This window comes from Pseudomonas sp. Choline-02u-1 (assembly GCF_002836515.1).
In the GTDB taxonomy this organism is placed as follows: Bacteria; Pseudomonadota; Gammaproteobacteria; order Pseudomonadales; family Pseudomonadaceae; genus Aquipseudomonas.
The window spans coordinates 316,209-337,532 of sequence record NZ_PJBC01000013.1; the positions used below are offsets into that span (position 1 = coordinate 316,209).

Below are 21,324 nucleotides of genomic sequence, written 5' to 3' on the forward strand. Positions count from 1 at the left end.
GGCATGCAGTCACGTCGGATACACCGCATTCGCGAGCAAGCCCGCTCCCACATTTCCACGTAAAAGCTGGAGAGGATGATGAGTTCAACCAAAGACCCCTGCATCAGCCTCTGCAAATTCTCCGACGACATCTGCCTCGGCTGTGGCCGCAGCAAACGCGAGATAAAGGCCTGGAAGAAACTCGACAAGGACGACAAGCGCACCGTGCTGGCGCAAGCCGCGTTGCGCCTGATCAAACTCGGCGGTGCCGGTCGGCGGAAAAAGAAATAACCGGCAATCGATCAGCTAGTCTCTGATGCGCGACGGCGCACATCCGCGTATGATTCGCGACCCTTCGCCGATCCCTTCGGCCGAATACCAGATTCCATTGCTTCAGGCGCCGCCTGAACAGACCACACCGGGAGGTGCCCAGATGAGTGACATCAATCAGAAAGACGACCAGGAAATCGGCCCAGCAGGCGAAAAGCTGCAGAAAGTCCTCGCCCGTATCGGCGTCGGCTCGCGCCGTGACGTCGAAGCCTGGATCAGCCAGGGCCGCATCAAGGTCAATGGTAAAGACGCCACCCTCGGCCTGCGTGTCGACATGCACGACGCCATCACCATCGATGGCAAGGTGATCAAGCGCGAAGAGGCTGCCGAATCGGTGCGCCGCGTGATCATGTACAACAAGCCCGATGGCGAAATCTGCACCCGTGACGACCCGGAAGGCCGTCCCACCGTGTTCGACAAGCTGCCGCGTCCGAAAGAAGGCCGCTGGATCAACATCGGCCGTCTCGACATCAACACCACCGGTCTGCTGATGTTCACCACCGACGGTGAATTGGCCAACCGCCTGATGCACCCATCCTACGAGATGGACCGCGAGTACGCCGTGCGGGTACGCGGTGAAGTCGATGACGAAATGATCGAACGCCTGAAGGCCGGCGTGGTGCTGGAAGACGGCCCGGCGCGTTTCACCGACATTCAGCAGGCGCCGGGTGGCGAAGGCTTCAACCACTGGTACCACTGCGTGGTCATGGAAGGGCGTAACCGTGAGGTTCGTCGTCTGTGGGAATCGCAGGGCCTGGTGGTCAGCCGTTTGAAGCGCGTGCGTTTCGGTCCGGTGTTCCTCAACTCCGACCTGCCGATGGGCCGCTGGCGCGAAATGAGCCAGTACGAAGTCGACGTGCTCAGCGCCGAAGTCGGCCTGACGCCAGTGGCAATGCCGCAGCTGAACGCCAAGAGCAAGGACAAACTGGAACGCATGCAGCGTAAATCGTCGCGGCCGATGGCCAAGACCGAGCGCGTGCGCACCCTGCGTCCTGCCGCTGGTGCACCGACCGGGCCACGCCCGGGCCGTGAGCCGCAGATCGAAGGCGAGCGTCCAGGTCGCAAGCCGGTTTCCCGTGACGGCGAGCGCGCCCCGCGTCCGGCCAATGGACGTACCGAGCGTGGCGAACGCGGCGCTCCTGCCGGTCGCGGTACGCCGGTAGCGGATCGTCCAGCCGACACCAACAACAAGCGTCCGGCCAAACCGGCGCCGAAGCGTCCGGGCATCAAACTGGTCGACGGCGACAAGCCCTCGGGCAAACGCCGCGGCGCCCCGGCCGGCTCCGGTCAGCGCCCAGGGTTTGGTCGCAAGAAGCCTGAATGAGGCTGCCTTGAGCTGCAAGTTCTAGCTGCAAGCTGAAGCAGAAACGCCAATCTTGGGATTGGCGTTTTTTTTCGTCTGGTGAAAGTGGTTTTTTTTCTCTGTGGCCGTCCTCTTCCCGAGCAAGCCCGCTCGCGCCGATAGGCAGACGTCCTTCAGAAATTACTGATTCGGAAAGTTTACGTTACAGGTTGTAAAAAAAAACTGACGAAATGGCGCAGCTGACTGGGTGATTTCTTCCATGCCACCTGGCTGTAAGGAAAAGCTTCCGAAACCAGCCATACCGGTCGCCAGGCAAGGCTCTGGCGCGCTTGTTTCCGAGGATCAGGCAAGGTGTGATGCGCGGTATGCCTGTCATGCAGGCCCATAACAAGAAGGAGGCGCAATGAACGCCGCGACTGATTTCCACTTCTCCCCGTGGGACGGTTTTCTCCTCGTCCCCGTCGATGGCCTGCAAAGGCCTGACTCACATTTTGCAGCCGCTCGAGACTGTCGAGGCGGACACGCGCAATCCCGGCAACCGACACGCTGATCAGGCGGGTCTGGCAGCAGGGGGTTAGCGGTGTACAATGCGCCGCGTTTTAACTGTGACCCTCTGCGTAATCGCAAAAATCCCGAGGCTATCCGCCTTGCTCACTCCGCCGCGCCACAAGCGTGCCGGGTTCGATTTCGTCACAGATAAAAACAAACAGGTGACGCATGACCGTTGTAAATGAGCTGAACTCCTGGTGCCTGCGCTGGGGTTTGATCGGGGCTGCCTGAAATCGCAACCTTGCAGCAACGTCTACTGAACATCATCAAACCTTGCGTGAGACCTTTTTCATGAGTGGACAACCCTCGCAATCAGGCGAGCTTAAGCGCGGCCTGAAAAATCGCCATATTCAACTGATCGCCCTCGGTGGCGCGATCGGTACCGGATTGTTCCTCGGTTCTGCCGGGGTGCTGAAATCCGCCGGCCCGTCGATGATCCTAGGCTATGCCATCTGCGGCTTCATCGCCTTCATGATCATGCGCCAGTTGGGTGAAATGATCGTTGAAGAGCCGGTGGCCGGCTCCTTCAGCCACTTCGCGCACAAGTATTGGGGCGGTTTCGCCGGTTTCCTTTCCGGCTGGAACTGCTGGATTCTGTACATTCTGGTGGGCATGTCCGAGCTGACAGCGGTCGGCAAGTACATCCATTACTGGGCGCCGGACATCCCGACCTGGGTCTCCGCTGCGGCCTTCTTCGTACTGATCAACGCGATCAACCTGGCCAACGTCAAAGTTTTCGGTGAAGCTGAATTCTGGTTCGCGATCATCAAGGTCGTGGCCATCGTCGGCATGATTGCCTTGGGCAGCTACCTGCTGGTCAGCGGCCATGGCGGCCCGCAGGCTTCGGTGAGCAACCTGTGGTCGCACGGCGGTTTCTTCCCCAACGGGGTGAGCGGTCTGGTCATGGCCATGGCGATCATCATGTTCTCCTTCGGCGGTCTGGAAATGCTCGGTTTCACCGCAGCGGAAGCCGACAAGCCGAAAACCGTGATCCCGAAAGCGATCAACCAGGTGATCTACCGTATCCTGATTTTCTACATCGGTGCGCTGGTGATCCTGCTGTCCCTGACTCCGTGGGACAGCCTGTTGGAAACCCTTAACGCGTCGGGCGATTCCTACAGCGGCAGCCCGTTCGTGCAAGTGTTCTCGATGCTCGGCAGCAACACCGCCGCACACATCCTCAACTTCGTCGTGCTGACCGCCGCGTTGTCGGTTTACAACAGCGGCACCTACTGCAACAGCCGCATGTTGCTGGGCATGGCCGAGCAGGGCGATGCACCGAAAGGCCTGGCGAAGATCGACAAGCGCGGCGTGCCGGTGCGTTCGATCCTCGCGTCGGCAGCGGTGACCCTGGTCGCGGTGCTGCTCAACTACCTGATCCCGCAACATGCGCTGGAACTGCTGATGTCGCTGGTGGTTGCGACACTGGTGATCAACTGGGCGATGATCAGCTTCTCGCACTTCAAGTTCCGCCAGCACATGAACCAGACCAGACAAACGCCACTGTTCAAGGCGCTGTGGTACCCGTACGGCAACTTCGTCTGCCTGGCGTTTGTGGTGTTCATCCTCGGCGTGATGCTGCTGATTCCGGGGATTCAGATCTCGGTGTACGCGATTCCGGTGTGGGTCGTATTCATGTGGGTCTGCTACGTGATCAAGAACAAGCGCAATGCTCAGCCCGCGTTGAACGCGGCGGGTTCGGCCGCGAAGTAAACAAGACGTAGAGACAACAAACCCGGCCAAGTGCCGGGTTTGTTGTTTGGAAGTGTGGCTCTCAAGTGAAATCAGATTCTGTGGGAGCGCTGCGGCTGGTTCGATGAGAGGGACTGTGTTTCTGGCGGGGCTTGGGCTCTTGGTATGGATTGTCACTGGTGCTGCCTGAGCGCTGTCGACTCGTGATCGACGAGATTGATTCGTTACTAATGTAGCTACTTGAGAATCAGTGTTATTGATTTTCTTTGCTTGGTGTGCAAAGCGTTTGAAGTATAGCGCTTACAAAGGCAATCCATCGAATTAGGTAGTTGTTTTCAATAGTGTCTTTGGATGAAGGGATAAACAGAATGTAGCCATGACGAGCAACGTTAAGTTGTATTGCTCCGCCAAGTATGATCAATGCAAAAAAGAACCAAAATATTCCGGGTTTCAGATTGGGGCCTGAGATTTTTTTTGCTGTTGAGTAATAAAGCCAAAATATTGTTAGAGAAGCAAGCAGGTATAGCGTTGTTGTAAGTCCTTGGTCACTCGTCACTGATTTTTTTCTCTTTGTATATTGAATTTATTGTTATTGCGTTTGAGGTGGCCTCAAAGGTAAGTGCTGATTTAGTTGCTTTTTCATACCCGCGTACGTAATCGGCTCGTACATATCTAAACAACCGCCATGCATCAGGCTTTAAAACCTGACCGGCAACACCATATACGGAAAGCCCTAAATCAACTGCTCCATATGCCACATTTCCCTCAGATTTTCCGCTGCCTATCAACTTTGCAGCCTCTTGGTAACCTTTTCTGACTGGCCCATGTGTATCGGAGCGGCCTTCCCACAAATTTCGCCCATTCTCATATACGTTGTTCGCCCCATGAAGCATCAAAGGTGAACCTGCCAGTAGACAAAGTGTGCCTGCGGAGCCGTAGCAAATTCCAGCCCCTGCTGCGAACTGAAATGCTCCAGCGATTACTCCAACACCTTTTTGAGCAATCTCCATTGACTGGCTTAAAAGGCTGCTCTGTTCGTTCTTGAGATCATTCAGAGCCTGCTCCGGACTTTTTTCACCTTGCGCAACCGCATCAACAATACTTTTGGCGTAGTAAGAAACCTCTCGGCCAAATTGCAAACGTAGCGTGCCGTCCTTGATGTACCTGGCACCCAGTGTGCAGGCTTGGCTTCCAAGTCTTCTTGCAGCTTCGCTGACAAGCCAATAATCGCAACTACCGGGTTTGCATTCACTTATCGGTTTCATGTCTCGTTTCCCCAGGTGCTGTGGCCGCTGGTTCCAGCTGAGTGGTGCACCCAAGTGATCTCCCTGTAGCGAATAGCCAGGTGTTCCTGCGGCTCTGCATCGTTTTGCAAAATCGAGTGAGGCATCTCAAGCGTCAGATCGGCAATAACACCGCCGGTAATCGAGATGGAATAAAATTTTTCCTGTATGCCAAACGAGGACACGCGATAAAAGTTAATCGTACAGTCTATTTTTTCTCTGGTTGACAGTGCTTGAGCGAGAAGTGGTGAAGATTTGTCGATGTTTTTAGTTATGATGAGAGGGCTGTGTGTCGGCTTGTCAATGTTTCCTATATTGGCCATGTTGTGGCTGTAAGACAGCACCATAACTTCGTCTGTATGTCCTGCCTGATATTTATTGCCAACAGAGTCTGCACTTGAGCAGCCCGCTGAAATTAACCCCTGAGTTTTACCTGTGATGGACATATATCCGTGGTTGGCCATTTTTGACACTCCTTTAGTCGACCTGAAATTCTATAACAGGGATTTGAGGAGTTCTGTAGGGCGCTTCTGAAAAGCAGGTTTGTGCCTGCCGGACGGCGCTATCGTGCGCTCAGGCCTTCGTCAATCAGGTCTACTATGGGTCCCGCTCAGGTTTGGTATCGGTTTCGCGGTATCCTGTACCCTCTGATTACGGATGCTTTTCCATGCTGGTGATTTCCAACAACGTGCATCTGCCGGATGCCGAGATCGAGTTGACGGCCATCCGTGCGCAAGGCGCGGGTGGGCAGAACGTCAACAAGGTTTCCAGCGCCATGCACCTGCGCTTCGACATTCCCAACTCATCCCTGCCTGAGTTCTACAAGGAACGCCTGCTGGCACTGCGTGACAGTCGCATCACCAGCGACGGCGTGCTGATCATCAAGGCTCAGCAATACCGAACCCAGGAAGCCAACCGCGCCGATGCGCTGGAGCGGCTGGTCGAGCTGATTCTCAGCGCCACCAAAGTCGAAAAGAAACGCCGCCCGACCAAACCGACCCTCGGTTCGAAAAAGCGTCGGCTGGAGTCGAAAACCAAGCGCGGCAGCATCAAGGCTGGGCGCGGCAAGGTGGATTTTTAAACCTCGCGGTATTTTGTCGTGTGCTTGTACAGATAAATGCTTAAACCGAGCCCGCTCAACGCGGCGAATGCGGCGAACAGAAAGATCGAAGCGAAACCGAACCCGGCGGCAATTGCCCCGGCCAATGGACCGGTGATGCCCAGCGACAAATCGATGAACAGCGAGTAAGCACCGACCGCTGCGCCCCGGCTCGAGGCTGGCACCAGATTCACCGCCTCCACGCCCAATGCCGGGAATACCAGCGAAAAACCAAAGCCGCTCAGTGCCGCGCCGGCCAATGCCCAGTGCGCATCCGGTGCGATCCACAACAGCAGCAACCCCAACGTTTCGACCGTCAGGCAGGCAATCGCCACGCGGAAACCGCCGAGGCGGTTGATCAGGTTGCCGAACAGCAGCCGCGCGCCAATGAAACTGGCACCGAACAGGCTCAGGCACAGCACGGCGTTATCCCAATGCCGGGTCGCGTAATACAGGGTGATGAAAGTCGCGATGGTGCCAAAACCGATCGAGCCCAGCGCCAGCCCGCAGCCATGCGGGAAGACTTTGCCGAGCACATGCATGAACGGCAGGCGTTCGCCGGCGACGATCGGCGCGGCGGTTTTCGGCCATGCCAGCGCGAGGCCTAGCAGGGCGAGGAGGATGATGCTCACGCCCATGCTCCACAAGCCCAGTCGGCTCACCAGCCAGACGCCGAACGGCGCGCCGATCGCCAGGGCACCGTAACTGGCGATGCCGTTCCAGGAAATCACCTTGGCGGTATTCGCCGCACCCACACGACCGATGCCCCAGCCAATCGAGCCGGAGCCGACCAGGCTTTCCGCGCTGCCCAATACCAGACGGCCGATCAACAGGCTGATCAGGCTCAGCAGCGGCAGGTTCGGCGTCCACGCCGAAATCAGCATGAACACACCGCTCAAGCCACAACCAGCGAGGCCAATCATCACCGCGCGTTTGCTGCCCTGGTTGTCAATGATCTTGCCGGCATACGGGCGGCTGAGCAGGGTGGCGAGGTATTGCACGCTGATCACCAGCCCGGCGATCACCGCGCCAAATCCGAGGTCGCTGTGCACGTAACCGGGCAACACCGCCAAGGGTATGCCGATGTTCAGGTAACCGATAAAGGTGAAAAGGACGATGGAAACGACTTGCAGCGTAACCGCCAGTGGGCGCTGGGGTTCGGGTATAGAGGACGACATGGGTAACGATCCACGGGAGCAGCAGATTAGATAGGCTGCTCATAATACCGGCGTGAACCGTTCAGGGGCGGGGAAAAGTAAAACTATTTGCCGGGCGGCGCTTTCAGGATTTCGCCGGAGCGACCAGTTGCGTGGTGACCAGGGCGGCGAGGGCGTTTTCTTCGCTGCCGAAACGCTCGAGCAGGGCAGCCTGTTTCTCGGGCGAGAGGCGATTCCAGATGTCGATCATTTTCTCGGTGGCGCCGATCAGCACGGCAGCTTGGCTTTCAGAAAATTCGTCGGTCATGGCGGGCTCGGGTTTCAGGCAGTGTGGAAAGCGCATGTTAGCGCTTTCCACACGGTCTGTACGGCGGGTCTTACGCTTCGCTGTCGGCTTTGCGGCTGTCAGCGGCTTCTTGCGGCTCGGGCTTATCGGCGCCGGCGTGTTGCGGGGTCGTCTGCTCAGGTACGTGCAGGCTTGGGAAGGGGAGATTGGGAATCTCGTGCATGGTTGCGCTCCTCGCTAAGTCTGTTGATAGATCAGGTGCTCCGCGCTTTTACAAAGCCTGCGCAGGATACAGCAGGAAAAATGACAATCAGACTTTTAATTGAAAATAATGCGACAGATGGCCGCAGGGCGAGAGAGCGCGGTGTTATTAATCGTTCCCACGCTCTGCGTGGGAATGCAGCCCGGGACGCTCTGCGTCCCTTTCAAAGCCGAACGCGGAGCGTCCGAGGAGGCGTTCCCACGCAGAGCGTGGGAACGATCATTCACAGGTTATGCAGTGTCTGACTACTTGCAGACGTCAGCGATGGCGTCAGCCAGCGATGCGAGGCGGGTGGCGTCGATGCCGGCGACGTTGGCCCGGCCGGAGCTGACCATGTACACGCTGTGCCGTTCGCGCAGATTCTTCACCTGCTCCGGCAACAGGCCGGTGTAGGAGAACATCCCGCGTTGCACGCCAATGTGCGCAAAACGCTCGCGTAGACCATGCGGTTCCAGCGCCTCGACCAGACCGCTGCGCAGCTGCGCGATCCGCAAGCGCATGGCTTCCACTTCATCGGCCCAGCGCGCCTTCAGCTCTGGATCGGCGAGGATGGTCGCGACCACCGCCGCGCCGTGATCCGGCGGCGTCGACCACAGGTTGCGGGCGATGTTGGCCAGTTGGCTGCGGATGTCGATGAGTTTTTCAGCGCTTTTCGTGCAGACGATCAGCGCGCCGGTGCGGTCGCGGTACAGCCCGAAATTCTTCGAGCAGGAACTGGTGATCAGCAGCTCCGGCACTTCGGCTGCGTAGAGGCGAGTCGACCATGCATCCTGTTCCAGCCCATCACCAAACCCCTGATAAGCGAAGTCGATCAGCGGTAACAGATCGCGGCTGCGTACGACGTCAAGCACGCGCTTCCAGTCGTCATGGCTCAGGTCAAAACCGGTCGGGTTGTGGCAGCAAGCATGCAGCAGCACCACGTCGCCCTTCGGCACTTCCTTGAGCACGGCGAGCATCGCTTCGACGTCGAGGCGGTTATCACTGCCCACGTACGGGTAGTGGCTGACCTTGACCTTGGCGGCGGCGAAAATGGTTTCGTGGATCGGCCAGGTCGGGTTGCTCAGCCATACGCCTTTGCCTGGCAGGCACTGGGCGATGAAATCAGCCGCCCGGCGTCTGCGTGGCGCCGGCGCGTTGTTCGGCGATCAGTGGTGAGTCGGCACCGAGCACCAGCTCATTGATGACCTTGGCGAACAGCGGATTGCCGTGGCCGCCGATGTAAGTCTTGGTGTCCTGGCTTTCGACCAGCCGCGCTTCGGCGATTTTCACCGCTTCGGGGATCGGCGTCAGGCCCTGAGCGTCCTTGTAGACGCCAACGCCGAGGTCGAACTTGCGCGGATTGGCATCCTGTGCATAGGCCTCCATCAACCCGAGGATGGGGTCGCCGGGGACCCGGCCGATGGCGTCGAAGTGCATTACTTGCGTCCTTCTGCGGTCTTGGCTACTTCGTCAGTGCGCGCCGCCATGATGAAGTCGTTGCGGTGCAAGCCTTTGATCGAGTGGCTCCACCAGGTCACGGTGACTTTGCCCCACTCGGTCAGCAGGCCCGGGTGATGACCTTCGGCCTCGGAGATCTCACCCACGGCATTGGTGAAGGCCAGGGCATGTTTGAAGTTCTTGAACAGGAAAATTTTCTCGAGCTGCATGACGCCATCGCGTACTTCGATGTTCCAGTCAGGGATCTGCTTGATCAGGATCGGCAGCTCTTCGTCGCTGACTTGTGGCGCATCGGCGCGGCAGGCTTCGCAGTGGGCTTGGTTCAAAGTCGACATGGTGTATTCCTGAATACGAGTGTGTTTTTTATTAAAGCGCATAGGCCGTCAATGCCGTCACGCTAAAGCAAAGTGGCGGCGACGCACAGACGCAATTGTCAGTAAAAGTCGCGGTTCAGGCGGCTTTGGGTTTCGGCGGAAATTTCGGCGCGTGCAAGCCCAACTGCATGCCCTGGCGGACCATGGCCATGATGTCTTCATGGGCCACATCGAACAGGCGCTTGAGGTTGGGCAGGACAAAGTAAAGCGGTTGCAGAATGTCGATGCGATACGGCGTGCGCATGGCTTCCAGCGGATCGAAGAGCTGATGCTCGGGCTCGTCCGACAGGCAGTAAACGGTTTCTTTCGGCGAGGACAGAATCCCGCCGCCGTAGATGCGCTTGCCTTGCGGGGTGTCGACCAGGCCGAATTCGATGGTCATCCAATACAGCCGCGCCAGGTACACGCGTTCTTCCTTGGTCGCTTGCAGGCCAAGCTTGCCGTAGGTGTGGGTGAATTCAGCGAAGTACGGGTTGGTCAACAACGGGCAGTGGCCGAAGATCTCGTGAAAAATGTCTGGCTCTTGCAGATAGTCGAGTTCTTCGCGGGTACGGATGAACGTCGCGACAGGAAATTGCTTGCTGGCGAGCAATTCGAAAAAGGTCTGGAAGGGAATCAGCGCCGGTACCCGGGCGACCTGCCAGCCCGTGGTCTCGCCGAGGACTTTGTTGATCTCGGCCAGTTGCGGGATACGGTCGTGGGGCAGACCGAGTTTTTCGATACCGTCCAGGTATTCCTGGCACGCGCGACCTTCAATCACCTTCAACTGGCGAGTGATCAGCGTGTTCCACACCGCATGTTCTTCGGCGGGGTAGTCGATAAAACCTTGCGCATCGGGCTCGCGAGCCACGTATTGCGTCTGCTTCATGCTGCTCTCCTGCTAAGGGATTTGGTTTTTGTTATATCCAGCGATGGGAAAAGGAATACCGGAGAGTGGCGGGGCGTGCAGCATGTTGAAGCGCGTACACGTAGGAAAATTCGGCGACTTTCGTAAAGTTATCGTTACGCTTTGTCGAGTAATGCGCATTTGCGGCGATTAGCGGGTTTGAAAAGCGCGGGGGCTGTCACATAATCTTGACAATTATCTGCGTGCCTCGGCAGAAAAGCCTCGGCAGCGCACACCATTCGGCCCGGCATTATCCCTTGGGGAGCGGGCTTGCTCGCGAATGCGGTGGGTCAGTTGCATAAATGTCGACTGACAGGGACTCTTCGCGAGCAAGCCCGCTCCCACAGCGGTGCGTGCATGGCACTTCATTTTCTATCGGGCCTTTTTCTATGCGCATCAAAGTCCATTGCCAGAACCGCATCGGCATCCTGCGCGACATTCTCAATCTGCTGGTCGCGTACGGCATCAACGTTGCGCGCGGCGAGGTTGGCGGTGAGCACGGCAATGCGATCTATCTGCATTGCCCGAACCTGATCAACATCCAGTTCCAGGCGTTGCGCCCCAAGTTCGAGGCAATTGGAGGGGTCTTCGGTGTCAAGCGCGTCGGCCTCATGCCTAGCGAGCGTCGACACATGGAGTTGAACGCGTTGCTCGGTGCACTGGAGTTTCCGGTGCTGTCGATCGACATGGGCGGCTCGATCGTCGCGGCCAACCGCGCGGCGGCGCAGTTGCTCGGGGTGCGCGTCGATGAGGTGCCGGGGATTCCGCTGTCGCGCTACGCCGAGGATTTCGACCTGCCGGAACTGGTGCGCGCCAACAAGTCGCGAATCAACGGCATGCGAGTCAAGGTCAAGGGCGATATCTTTCTCGCCGACATTGCGCCGCTGCAATCGGAGCACGACGACAGCGAAGCCATGGCCGGCGCAGTGTTGACGCTGCACCGCGCCGACCGCGTCGGCGAGCGTATCTATAATGTGCGCAAGCAAGAGTTGCGCGGCTTCGACAGCATCTTCCAAAGCTCAAAAATCATGGCCGCCGTGGTCCGCGAAGCACGACGCATGGCGCCGCTGGATGCGCCGCTATTAATAGAAGGCGAAACCGGCACCGGCAAGGAACTGCTCGCGCGCGCCTGCCACCTCGCCAGTCCGCGTGGCCAGTCACCGCTGATGGCGCTCAACTGCGCGGGGCTGCCGGAGTCGATGGCCGAGACCGAATTGTTCGGCTACGGCCCCGGCGCGTTCGAAGGTGCGCGGGCCGAAGGCAAGCTCGGTCTGCTGGAGTTGACCGCTGGCGGTACGTTGTTTCTCGACGGCGTCGGCGAGATGAGCCCGCGCTTGCAGGTCAAGCTGCTGCGCTTTCTTCAGGACGGTTGCTTCCGTCGCGTCGGCAGTGATGAAGAGGTCTATCTCGACGTGCGGGTGATCTGCGCCACCCAGGTGGACTTGTCCGAACTATGCGCGCGGGGCGAGTTTCGTCAGGATCTTTATCACCGCTTGAACGTGCTGTCGCTGCACATTCCGCCGCTGCGCGAATGCCTCGACGGTTTGACGCCGCTGGTCGAACATTTCCTCGATCAGGCCAGTCGGCAGATCGGCTGTCCGCTGCCGAAACTGGCCCCGGCGGCGATGGATCGTCTCAGCCATTACCACTGGCCGGGCAATGTGCGGCAACTGGAGAACGTGCTGTTCCAGGCGGTTTCCTTGTGCGACGGTGGGAAGGTCAAGGCCGAACATATCCGCCTGCCGGATTACGGCGTGCGTCAGCCGCTTGGCGATTTTTCCCTGGACGGAAATCTCGACGAGATCGTCGGGCGCTTCGAGAAAGCGGTGCTGGAAAGGTTGTATTCCGAGCATCCGAGCAGTCGGCAACTGGGCAAGCGGCTGGGTGTTTCGCACACGACTATTGCCAACAAGTTGCGTGAGTATGAGGTGGGTAAAGACAGCGGAGCTTAAGATCAAAAGATCGCAGCCTTCGGCAGCTCCTACATTTGGAACGCGGTTTCCTGTAGGAGCTGCGGAACGCTGCGATCTTTTGATCTCTTGCCGCGAAGCGGCATGACACCGCCGGTTTTTCGTCTTCTGCACATTTCAAATTCCCTTCGTAATTCGCTAAAGCCCTTTGTTTACCGGGCCTTCGCCTGCCAATAAAAAGTTGGTCTGCAAATTGCTTATGGCTGAGCAGTACAGCGGTGGGCGGCAAACGTCCGGCATGCAGAGGAAACAGTGTGGACAAGTACCTTTATGTGGCAATGACCGGCGCCAGCCAGAACGCACTGGCGCAGCGGGCGCATGCCAACAACCTGGCGAACATTTCCACCAACGGCTTCCAGCGCGACCTTGAGCAGGCGCGTTCGATGCCGGTGTTTGGTGACAGCTTTCCGGCGCGCGCGTTTGCCATGAGCGAACGTCCTGCCACCGACTTCACGCCGGGCTCGCTGGTGCAGACCGGGCGTGAACTCGACGTCGCAGTATCAGGCAACGGTTTCATCGCCGTGCAAAACCCCAACGGTGGCGAGAGCTACGTGCGCACCGGCAGCCTGAACATCGACGCCCTCGGCGTACTGCGTGCCGGCAACGGCATGCCAGTCATCGGTAACGGCGGCCCGATCGCCGTGCCGCCGGAGCAACAGGTCGAAGTCGGCGAAGACGGCACCATCAGCATTCGCGCGATGGGCGAAGGCCCGCGTGTCATGGCCGAAGTCGACCGGATCAAACTGGTCAACCCGGACATCAAGAACATGAACAAAGGCCTCGACGGTTCGATTTACACCAAGGACGGCCAGCCGGCGCAAGCCGACGCCAACGTCAAACTGGTCTCGGGTTTCCTCGAGTCGAGCAACGTCAATGCCGTGGAAGAAATGACTTCGGTGCTGGCCCTGGCCAAGCAGTTCGAGTTGCACGTCAAGATGATGAACACCGCCAAAGACGACGACCAGGCCATGGCTCGGGTCTTGCAGATCAGCTAATTATCAGAACGTCGCGCCGTAAAACAGGCGCACGAGGAGAATCGAATGCTTCCGGCTCTATGGGTTGCCAAAACCGGTCTGTCCGCCCAGGACACTAACCTGACCACCATTTCCAACAACCTGGCGAACGTCTCGACCACGGGTTTCAAACGCGACCGTGCCGAGTTCCAGGACCTGCTGTATCAGATCAAGCGTCAGCCAGGCGCCCAATCGACCCAGGACAGCGAACTGCCGTCGGGTCTGCAAGTGGGTACCGGTGTGCGCATTGTCGGCACGCAGAAAAACTTCACCGCCGGCAGCCTGCAAACCACCGAGCAGCCGCTGGACATGGCCATCGACGGTCGCGGTTTCTTCCAGATCCTGCAGCCGGACGGCACCACGTCCTACACCCGTGACGGTACTTTCCACCTCGACTCCAATGGCCAGATCGTCAACGCCAGCGGTTTCGCTCTGGAACCGGCGATCATCATCCCGAACGACGCGCAGACCTTCACCGTTGGCCGTGACGGCACCGTGTCGATCACCATCGCCGGCAACCCGGCCTCGCAAGTGATCGGCAACCTGCAGACCGCCGACTTCATCAACCCGGCCGGCCTGCAAGCCGTGGGCAACAACCTGTTCCTGGAAACCGCGGCTTCCGGCGCGCCGCAGATCGGCACCCCGGGCCTCAACGGTTTCGGTACCACGCTGCAGAACACCCTGGAAACCTCCAACGTCAGCACCGTTGAAGAGATGGTCAACATGATCACCACTCAACGCGCCTACGAGATGAACTCCAAGGTGATCTCCACCGCCGACCAGATGCTCTCGTTCGTAACGCAGAATCTGTAATCCAGTCTTTGGGGCGGCCTGAGGTCGCCAGCAACACCGTGAGGTAGGGTCATGAATCGCTTTGTATCTGTTCTGGCATTGAGTGGGGTCGTCTCGCTCGCGGGCTGCGTCGCTCCGACGCCCAAGCCCAATGACCCGTATTACGCCCCGGTGTTGCCGCGCACACCGTTGCCGGCTGCCGCCAACAACGGCTCGATCTATCAGGCCGGTTTCGAGCAGAACCTGTACAGCGACCGCAAGGCGTTCCGGGTCGGTGACATCATCACCATCACCCTCAACGAGCGCACCCAGGCGAGCAAGAATGCCAACTCGCAGATGGACAAGAACAGCGACAACAGCATCGGTCTGACCTCGTTGTTCGGCTCCAGCCTGACCACCAACAACCCGATCGGTGGCGGCGACCTGAGCCTGAACGCCGGCTACAGCGCCGACCGTTCGACCAAGGGTGACGCCAAGTCCGGGCAGAGCAACAGCCTGACCGGTTCGATCACCGTGACCGTGGCCGACGTGCTGCCCAACGGCATTATTGCGGTGCGTGGCGAGAAGTGGCTGACGCTCAATACCGGTGACGAACTGGTGCGCATCGCCGGCATGGTCCGCGCCGATGACATCGCGACCGACAACACCGTGTCGTCGACCCGTGTCGCCGATGCGCGCATCACCTACTCGGGTACCGGCGCGTTTGCCGATACGAGTCAGCCAGGCTGGTTCGACCGTTTCTTCCTCAGCCCGCTGTTCCCTTTCTAGGTGGCTACGTTGAATCTGAAAAGCCTTATGGTGGCCGCGTTATTGATGTCTGCGGCGTTCACCGCACACGCCGAGCGGCTGAAAGACATCGCCAGCATTTCCGGTGTGCGTTCCAACCAGTTGATCGGTTACGGCCTGGTGGTCGGGCTTAACGGCACCGGTGACCAGACGACGCAGACCCCGTTCACCTTGCAGACCTTCAACAACATGCTCTCGCAGTTCGGCATCAAGGTGCCGCCGGGATCGGGCAACGTGCAATTGAAAAACGTCGCGGCGGTGTCGGTGAGTGCCGATCTGCCGGCGTTTGCCAAACCGGGTCAGCAGGTCGACATCACTGTGTCCTCGATCGGTAACTCCAAGAGCCTGCGCGGCGGCACCTTGCTGTTGACGCCGCTCAAAGGTATCGACGGCAACGTCTATGCAATCGCTCAGGGCAACCTGGTGGTCGGCGGTTTCGATGCCGAAGGCCGTGACGGTTCGAAGATTACCGTCAACGTTCCGTCGGCCGGTCGCATCCCTGGCGGTGCATCGGTGGAGCGTTCGGTGCCGAGCGGTTTCAACCAGGGCAACAGCCTGACGCTGAACCTCAACCGCTCCGACTTCACCACCGCCAAGCGCATCGTCGACAAGATCAACGACATGCTCGGCCCTGGCGTTGCGCAAGCCATCGACGGCGGCTCGATCCGTGTCACTGCGCCGCTGGATCCGAGCCAGCGCGTTGATTACCTGTCGATCCTGGAAAACCTCGAAGTCGATCCGGGTCAGGCGGTGGCGAAAGTCATCATCAACTCGCGCACCGGCACCATCGTCATCGGCCAGAACGTGAAAGTGTCGCCGGCCGCCGTGACCCACGGCAGCCTGACCGTGACCATCACCGAAGACCCGATCGTCAGCCAGCCGGGTCCGCTGTCCAACGGCCAGACCGCCGTCGTGCCGCGCTCGCGGGTGAATGCCGAACAGGAAGCCAAGCCGATGTTCAAGTTCGGCCCGGGCACCACCCTCGACGAGATCGTCCGTGCGGTGAACCAGGTCGGCGCAGCACCGGGTGACCTGATGGCGATTCTCGAAGCTCTGAAGCAGGCCGGCGCGTTGCAAGCCGACCTGATCGTGATCTGAGGCCGGCCACCATGGATATGCGCAAAAGCGGTCTGGTCAGCAGCAGCGATTCGGGTTCGTACTCCGACCTCAATCGTCTGAATCAGCTCAAGGTCGGCGACAAGAACAGCGATGAAAACATGCGCAAGGTTGCGCAGGAATTCGAATCGCTGTTCCTTGGCGAGATGCTCAAGTCGATGCGTTCGGCCACCGAAGCGCTCGGCCAGGACAACCCGCTGAACACGCCGGCGGCCAAGCAATATCAGGAAATGTACGACCAGCAACTGGCGGTTTCCATGTCCCGGGAGGGCGGTGGTATCGGCCTGGCCGACGTGCTGATGCGGCAGATGTCGAAGAACAAACCGATGGCCCCGGGCGAGGCTGCCGCCGCGTCCGCCGCCAAGCAGCAGGAAGCACTGGCCAAGGCCGCCGCCGTGCCGACGCCGATTGCCGCCGGCACCGTTGCCACCCACGGTCCGCTGTCTCGCGTGAACGGCGAGCGGCCGTTGTGGGCGTCGCGTTCGGTGAATGCGCCGAACACCGATATTTCTCACCGCAACGACATGCAATTGATCAATCAGCGTCGCCTGGCTCTGCCGCCAAAACTGGCTGATCGCTTGCTCGCCGGTCTGGTGCCGTCGGCACCGAGTGCTGCCACTGCCAACACGTCGGCAGCTGCGACCAACGCCTTGCCGCAACGGGCTGCGACTACCGCCGTCACAGGCTCCGGCGCTTTGTACAACGGCGACTGGCTGGCCCGTGCCGAAGAGCAGAAAGCCGCTGGCGGGCAGATGCAGGTTTACGGCCGCGCCATGGCGCAGATTCCGCTGGCGCCGGCGAAGAAGGCCTTCAGTTCCGCTGACGAATTCGTCAACACCATGCTGCCGATGGCCAAGGAAGCCGCCGACCGCATCGGCGTCGACCCGCGTTATCTGGTGGCGCAAGCGGCACTGGAAACCGGCTGGGGCAAATCGGTCATGCGCGCCCAGGATGGCAGCAGCAGCCACAACCTGTTCGGCATCAAGGCGAGCAGCAACTGGAAGGGCGATTCGGCCCGGGCGATCACCAGCGAGTTCCGCAATGGCGCGATGGTCAAGGAGACGGCCGAGTTCCGTTCCTACGCCTCGTACAAGGACAGCTTCCACGATCTGGTGACGTTGCTGCAGAGCAACAATCGCTATCAAGAAGTGCTGAAGTCAGCCGATAACCCAGAACAGTTTGTACGCGAGTTGCAGAAGGCCGGTTACGCCACCGACCCGAACTACGCGACGAAGATTTCGCAAATTGCCAAGCAGATGAACAGTTTTGAAAACTACGCTGCGGCGGGTGTCTCCACCACGCCTTTATAAGGCACAGGTAATAAGGTCTGAACCATGAGTTTGCTCAATATCGGGATGTCGGGTTTATCCGCTAGCCAATCTTCTTTGGTGGTAACCGGTAACAACATTGCCAACGTCGATACCGCCGGCTATTCCCGTCAGCAAACCGTGCAAAACACCAAGGGCTCAAACCAGTACGGCAACGTCTGGATCGGTAGCGGCACCACCCTGGCGGATGTGCGTCGGGTCTACAACAGCTATATCGATGCGCAGTTGCAGACCAGCACTTCGCTCAACAGCGACGCGGCCGCCTACCAGGCCCAGGTCACACCGCTCGACAAGCTGCTGTCCGACAGCGGTACCGGCCTCAATGGCGCGCTGACCAAGTTTTTCGCCTCGGTGCAGAACGTCAATGCCAAGCCGGGCGATGATGCTTCCCGGCAATTGCTGCTCAGCGATGCGCAAGCCCTGAGTGCTCGTTTCAACTCGGTTTCCAGCCAGTTGAACGCACAGAACTCTGACATTAACGGCAACCTGACGAGCATGGCCGATCAGGTCAACAAGCTGGCGGCTACCGTCGCTCAGTTGAACCAGAAGATTTCCCAGATTTCCAGCAGCGGCGGCCAGCCGAACGAGCTGCTCGATGCGCGTAACGAGACCATCCGCCAGCTGTCCACTTTCACGGGCGCGCAGGTGGTCGAGCGTGACGGCAACATGGATCTTTACCTGGGCAACGGTCAGCCGCTGGTAATAGGTGGAACCTCCAGCAAACTGGAAATGACCCCTAGCAAAACCGATCCTTCCCGCTTGGGCGTTGTCTTGAACTACGGCTCCAGTGTCATTGACATGACGGCGAACATCACCGGCGGCGAGATCGGCGGCCTGCTGCGCTATCGCAGCACCGTGCTCGATCCGGCGATGAACGAGCTGGGTCGCGTAGCGCTTGTCGTTGCCGATCAGATGAACACGATCCAGGCGCAGGGCATCGACAAGAACGGTGACTTTGGCGGCAGCCTGTTCAACAGCATCAACAGCGCCGCCAACATCGCCCAGCGCAGCATTGCCACCGATGGCAACAGCGTGGGTTCGGGCAATTTCGAAGTCACGATCAAAGACAGCGGCAAGCTGACCATCAACGATTACAGAGTGACTTTCACCAGCGCCACGGATTACACCGTACAGCGTCTGCCGGAAGGCACCGCCATTGGCGCATTCAGCACCACCACCAACCCGCCACCGGTGATCGACGGTTTTTCGTTGAAACTCACCAACGGCACGGCAGCGGCGGGTGACACGTTCAAAATCACCCCGACGCGCAATGCAGCGACCAATATCAAGACCGAAATGACTGACTCCAAACGTCTGGCCATTGCGGCGCCGCTGGGTGCAGCCATTGCTTCGGGTGCCAGCGGCACGTTGACCATCCCGGCCAGCGGTCAGCCGACCCTGACGACCAAATTCGACATCTACGACGCAACGACGGCCACTGCAATGCAGAACGGCTTGAAGTATTCGACACCGGTCAAGGTAGTGTTTGGCGATCCGTCGGCCGATGGCACCAGCCAGGGATATCAATTGCTGGACGCCAAGGGTGGCGTGCTGAGCAGCGGCACCATCAAGCCGGGTCAGAGCAACACGCTGAACCTGACCATCGCGCTCAAGGATTCGACCGGCGCACCGATTCCGCCGGCGCCGGCTACGCAATACACCGCCAGTTTCGACATGACCGTGGCCGGCGCGCCTGGCAAGGGTACGGCGATCAACATCAGCCTCAGTGAGCCGGGCACGCTGGACAACCGCAACGGCAGCATCCTGGCCGGTTTGCAGACCAGGCAAACCGTGGATACCGGCTCGGCGAGCAAAGGTATTTCCCTGACGGACGCCTACGGCAAGCTGGTTGAAGGAGTCGGCGCCAAAGCGGCGCAGGGCAAACTCGACAGCGCTGCCACCGATGCCATTCTGGCCAATGCCAAAGGCGCCCGTGATTCGCTCTCGGGTGTCGATCTGGACGAAGAGACCGGCAACCTGGTCAAGTTTCAGCAGTACTACACCGCGTCATCGCAGATCATCAAGGCTGCGCAAGAAACTTTCGCCACACTGATCAGCAGTCTTTAAGGAGTCGTAGCCCATGCGCATTTCCACCGGCCAGTTTTACGCCTCCTCGGCAGCCAACTATCAGAAAAACTTCGCCAATGTGGTCAAGAGCAGCGAAGAGGCGAGCAGCCTCGTTCGCGTCAACACCGCGGCCGATGATCCGGTTGGCGCTTCGCGTTTGCTGCAGTTGGGCCAGCAAGCCTCGATGCTTGCCCAGTACAAGATCAACTCCAACACCATCAAGGCCACCCTGGGTCAGGCCGAGTCCGTGATGACCAGCATCACCAACGTCCTGCAACGGGCCAAGGAACTGGCCATTGGTGCCAATAACGCCGGTTTTACCGATGCCGACCGTCAGGCCAATGCCTCGGAACTGGGAAAGATCGAAGACCAGCTGCTGAGCTTGATGAACAGCCAGGACGAAAACGGCAAATACATTTTCGCCGGCTCCAAGGGCGACACCGTCCCGTTCACTCGCAACTCTGATGGGACCTACAGCTACAACGGCGACCAGGTAACCCTGAATCTGCCCGTTGGCGACAGCATGTCGATGGCCACCAACAGTACCGGTTGGGAAGTGTTCCAGCAGGCGATCAATACCAGTCGCACCCAGGTCACTGGCTCGATCAATGACGGTCTCGTGACCTTGTCCGACGGTCAGGTCAGCTCGAACGTGACGTACAACGGCAAATTTCGCGGCGGGGAGCCGTATACCGTGGAGTTTGTCAGCGGTACGCAGTTGAAGATCACTGACGGCCTGGGCAACGACGTCACCAATGAGGCCTCTCAGGGCGGCGTGATCAGCAACGCCAAGGGGCAGAGCATCAGTTTTCGCGGCGTCGATCTGGCCCTGAACATCAATGACCCTGCCGCCCCGCTGACGGGTCGCACGTTCACGCTTGAAGGCAAGCCGGACACCTTCAACGTATCCCGTGGCCCCGGTAACCCAAGTGCGGTGCAGGCGACTGGCACCCGTATCACCGATCAGGCCGCTTACAACGCCAGCTTCCCGAGTGGCTCGGCGGTGCTGAAGTTCACCAGCGCCACGACGTTCGATCTGTACGCGGCGCCGGTTACTGCCGACAGTCAACCGGTCTCCAGCGGCACGATGGTAGGCAATACCGCTACCGCATCCGGGGTGGAGTTCACTTTGAACGACACCGTAGCCAACCCTTTGCAGAACGGTGATCAGTTCAATATTGCGGTCAATACCCACGAAACCCAGAACATTCTGGACACCGTGAGCCAGTTGAAAACCGCACTCAATACGCCGAGCAGTGGTGATGCTGTCGCTACCCAAAAGCAGCAAGCGGCGATGACCGCCGGCATGGCCAACCTCGCCAGCGGTCTCGATCAGGTCTCTGTCAGTATCAGCTCGATCGGCGGTCGCGGTGCGGCGCTGGACAATCAAATCGAATCCAACGAAGCGCTGGTGCTGGCAAATTCACAGACGCAATCGACCATTCGTGACTCTGACCCTGCAGAAGTCATGACGCGGCTGACCCTGCAGCAAAACATGCTGCAAGCCTCTCAATTGGCATTCAGCAAAATCGCTTCGCTCGGCCTGTTCAACCGGCTCTGATAGACCCTCCACGCTGCACGCACCCAGGTGACGGCCATCGTCACCTGGCGTTCT

General features: G+C 59.1%; 20 protein-coding genes and 1 pseudogene. 12 read left to right on the forward strand and 9 right to left on the reverse strand.

Annotated features, from left to right (window positions below):
* Positions 1–78 precede the first annotated feature (78 nt).
* From CXF97_RS11595 to CXF97_RS11605, 3 genes are all read left to right on the forward strand, one after another.
* Positions 79–270 carry a DUF1289 domain-containing protein gene (locus CXF97_RS11595; protein ID WP_101158614.1) on the forward strand — a complete coding sequence of 64 codons (192 nt, stop codon included), beginning with the start codon at positions 79–81 and terminating at the stop codon, positions 268–270.
* 142 nt (positions 271–412) lie between these two features.
* Positions 413–1,633 carry a 23S rRNA pseudouridine(2605) synthase RluB gene (gene rluB, locus CXF97_RS11600; RefSeq protein ID WP_101158745.1) on the forward strand — a complete coding sequence of 407 codons (1,221 nt, stop codon included), beginning with the start codon at positions 413–415 and terminating at the stop codon, positions 1,631–1,633.
* Positions 1,634–2,452: 819 nt separating this feature from the next.
* Positions 2,453–3,874, forward strand: coding sequence for an amino acid permease (locus CXF97_RS11605; RefSeq protein WP_101158615.1), 1,422 nt, complete (start codon positions 2,453–2,455; stop codon positions 3,872–3,874).
* Between the two features lie 232 nt (positions 3,875–4,106).
* On the opposite strand, the gene CXF97_RS27980 is transcribed toward CXF97_RS11605, so the two are convergent.
* The 3 genes from CXF97_RS27980 to CXF97_RS11615 are packed head-to-tail and all read right to left on the reverse strand — an operon-like array spanning position 4,107 to position 5,600.
* Positions 4,107–4,409, reverse strand: a complete 303-nt coding sequence (locus tag CXF97_RS27980) for a hypothetical protein (protein ID WP_157830880.1) — start codon at positions 4,407–4,409, stop codon at positions 4,107–4,109.
* A complete protein-coding gene (locus CXF97_RS11610) occupies positions 4,399–5,118 on the reverse strand; it encodes a DUF4225 domain-containing protein (protein ID WP_101158616.1) in 720 nt (239 codons plus the stop codon). The genes CXF97_RS27980 and CXF97_RS11610 overlap by 11 nt, the downstream gene beginning before the upstream one ends.
* A complete protein-coding gene (locus tag CXF97_RS11615) occupies positions 5,115–5,600 on the reverse strand; it encodes an Hcp family type VI secretion system effector (RefSeq protein ID WP_101158617.1) in 486 nt (161 codons plus the stop codon). Before CXF97_RS11615 ends, CXF97_RS11610 begins: the two co-directional genes overlap by 4 nt.
* A 203-nt stretch (positions 5,601–5,803) precedes the next feature.
* Between CXF97_RS11615 and arfB the strand changes: the two genes are divergently transcribed.
* On the forward strand, positions 5,804–6,217 hold the full coding sequence (gene arfB / locus CXF97_RS11620; protein WP_016771119.1) for an alternative ribosome rescue aminoacyl-tRNA hydrolase ArfB: 414 nt from the start codon (positions 5,804–5,806) through the stop codon (positions 6,215–6,217).
* Here the strand turns inward: arfB and CXF97_RS11625 are convergent.
* The 6 genes and pseudogenes from CXF97_RS11625 to phhA form a co-directional block, all read right to left on the reverse strand.
* Positions 6,214–7,413, reverse strand: coding sequence for an MFS transporter (locus CXF97_RS11625; protein ID WP_101158618.1), 1,200 nt, complete (start codon positions 7,411–7,413; stop codon positions 6,214–6,216). The genes arfB and CXF97_RS11625 overlap by 4 nt on opposite strands.
* A gap of 103 nt (positions 7,414–7,516) precedes the next feature.
* The gene (locus tag CXF97_RS11630) at positions 7,517–7,699 is read right to left on the reverse strand and encodes a hypothetical protein (RefSeq protein WP_101158746.1); all 183 of its coding nucleotides are present in this window, start codon (positions 7,697–7,699) and stop codon (positions 7,517–7,519) included.
* 70 nt (positions 7,700–7,769) lie between these two features.
* On the reverse strand, positions 7,770–7,901 hold the full coding sequence (locus tag CXF97_RS28445; protein ID WP_256589790.1) for a hypothetical protein: 132 nt from the start codon (positions 7,899–7,901) through the stop codon (positions 7,770–7,772).
* A gap of 284 nt (positions 7,902–8,185) precedes the next feature.
* Positions 8,186–9,356: pseudogene (locus tag CXF97_RS11635) on the reverse strand (amino acid aminotransferase).
* The gene (locus CXF97_RS11640; RefSeq protein ID WP_101158619.1) at positions 9,356–9,712 is read right to left on the reverse strand and encodes a 4a-hydroxytetrahydrobiopterin dehydratase; all 357 of its coding nucleotides are present in this window, start codon (positions 9,710–9,712) and stop codon (positions 9,356–9,358) included. Before CXF97_RS11640 ends, CXF97_RS11635 begins: the two are co-directional and overlap by 1 nt.
* 115 nt (positions 9,713–9,827) lie before the next feature.
* Complete coding sequence (gene phhA, locus CXF97_RS11645) at positions 9,828–10,619, reverse strand: phenylalanine 4-monooxygenase (RefSeq protein WP_016771114.1); 792 nt, start codon at positions 10,617–10,619, stop codon at positions 9,828–9,830.
* Positions 10,620–11,026: 407 nt separating this feature from the next.
* Between phhA and CXF97_RS11650 the strand changes: the two genes are divergently transcribed.
* The 8 genes from CXF97_RS11650 to CXF97_RS11685 all read left to right on the forward strand — a co-directional run bounded on the left by CXF97_RS11650 (position 11,027) and on the right by CXF97_RS11685 (position 21,270).
* Entirely contained in the window at positions 11,027–12,589 is a 1,563-nt protein-coding gene (locus tag CXF97_RS11650; protein WP_101158620.1) for a sigma-54-dependent transcriptional regulator, read from the forward strand.
* A 272-nt stretch (positions 12,590–12,861) separates the two neighbouring features.
* Positions 12,862–13,602, forward strand: coding sequence for a flagellar basal body rod protein FlgF (locus tag CXF97_RS11655; RefSeq protein WP_039761110.1), 741 nt, complete (start codon positions 12,862–12,864; stop codon positions 13,600–13,602).
* 45 nt (positions 13,603–13,647) lie between these two features.
* Positions 13,648–14,433 (forward strand): flagellar basal-body rod protein FlgG, encoded by a 786-nt coding sequence (gene flgG, locus CXF97_RS11660; RefSeq protein WP_016771111.1) that lies wholly within the window; start codon positions 13,648–13,650, stop codon positions 14,431–14,433.
* 51 nt (positions 14,434–14,484) lie between these two features.
* Entirely contained in the window at positions 14,485–15,180 is a 696-nt protein-coding gene (gene flgH / locus CXF97_RS11665) for a flagellar basal body L-ring protein FlgH (RefSeq protein ID WP_042558188.1), read from the forward strand.
* A gap of 27 nt (positions 15,181–15,207) precedes the next feature.
* Complete coding sequence (locus CXF97_RS11670; RefSeq protein ID WP_256589804.1) at positions 15,208–16,296, forward strand: flagellar basal body P-ring protein FlgI; 1,089 nt, start codon at positions 15,208–15,210, stop codon at positions 16,294–16,296.
* Positions 16,297–16,307: 11 nt separating this feature from the next.
* The gene (gene flgJ, locus CXF97_RS11675) at positions 16,308–17,624 is read left to right on the forward strand and encodes a flagellar assembly peptidoglycan hydrolase FlgJ (RefSeq protein WP_101158622.1); all 1,317 of its coding nucleotides are present in this window, start codon (positions 16,308–16,310) and stop codon (positions 17,622–17,624) included.
* A 24-nt stretch (positions 17,625–17,648) separates the two neighbouring features.
* The gene (flgK, locus tag CXF97_RS11680; RefSeq protein WP_101158623.1) at positions 17,649–19,709 is read left to right on the forward strand and encodes a flagellar hook-associated protein FlgK; all 2,061 of its coding nucleotides are present in this window, start codon (positions 17,649–17,651) and stop codon (positions 19,707–19,709) included.
* Positions 19,710–19,722: 13 nt separating this feature from the next.
* Positions 19,723–21,270 (forward strand): flagellar hook-associated protein 3, encoded by a 1,548-nt coding sequence (locus CXF97_RS11685; RefSeq protein WP_101158624.1) that lies wholly within the window; start codon positions 19,723–19,725, stop codon positions 21,268–21,270.
* The last annotated feature ends 54 nt before the right edge of the window (positions 21,271–21,324 follow it).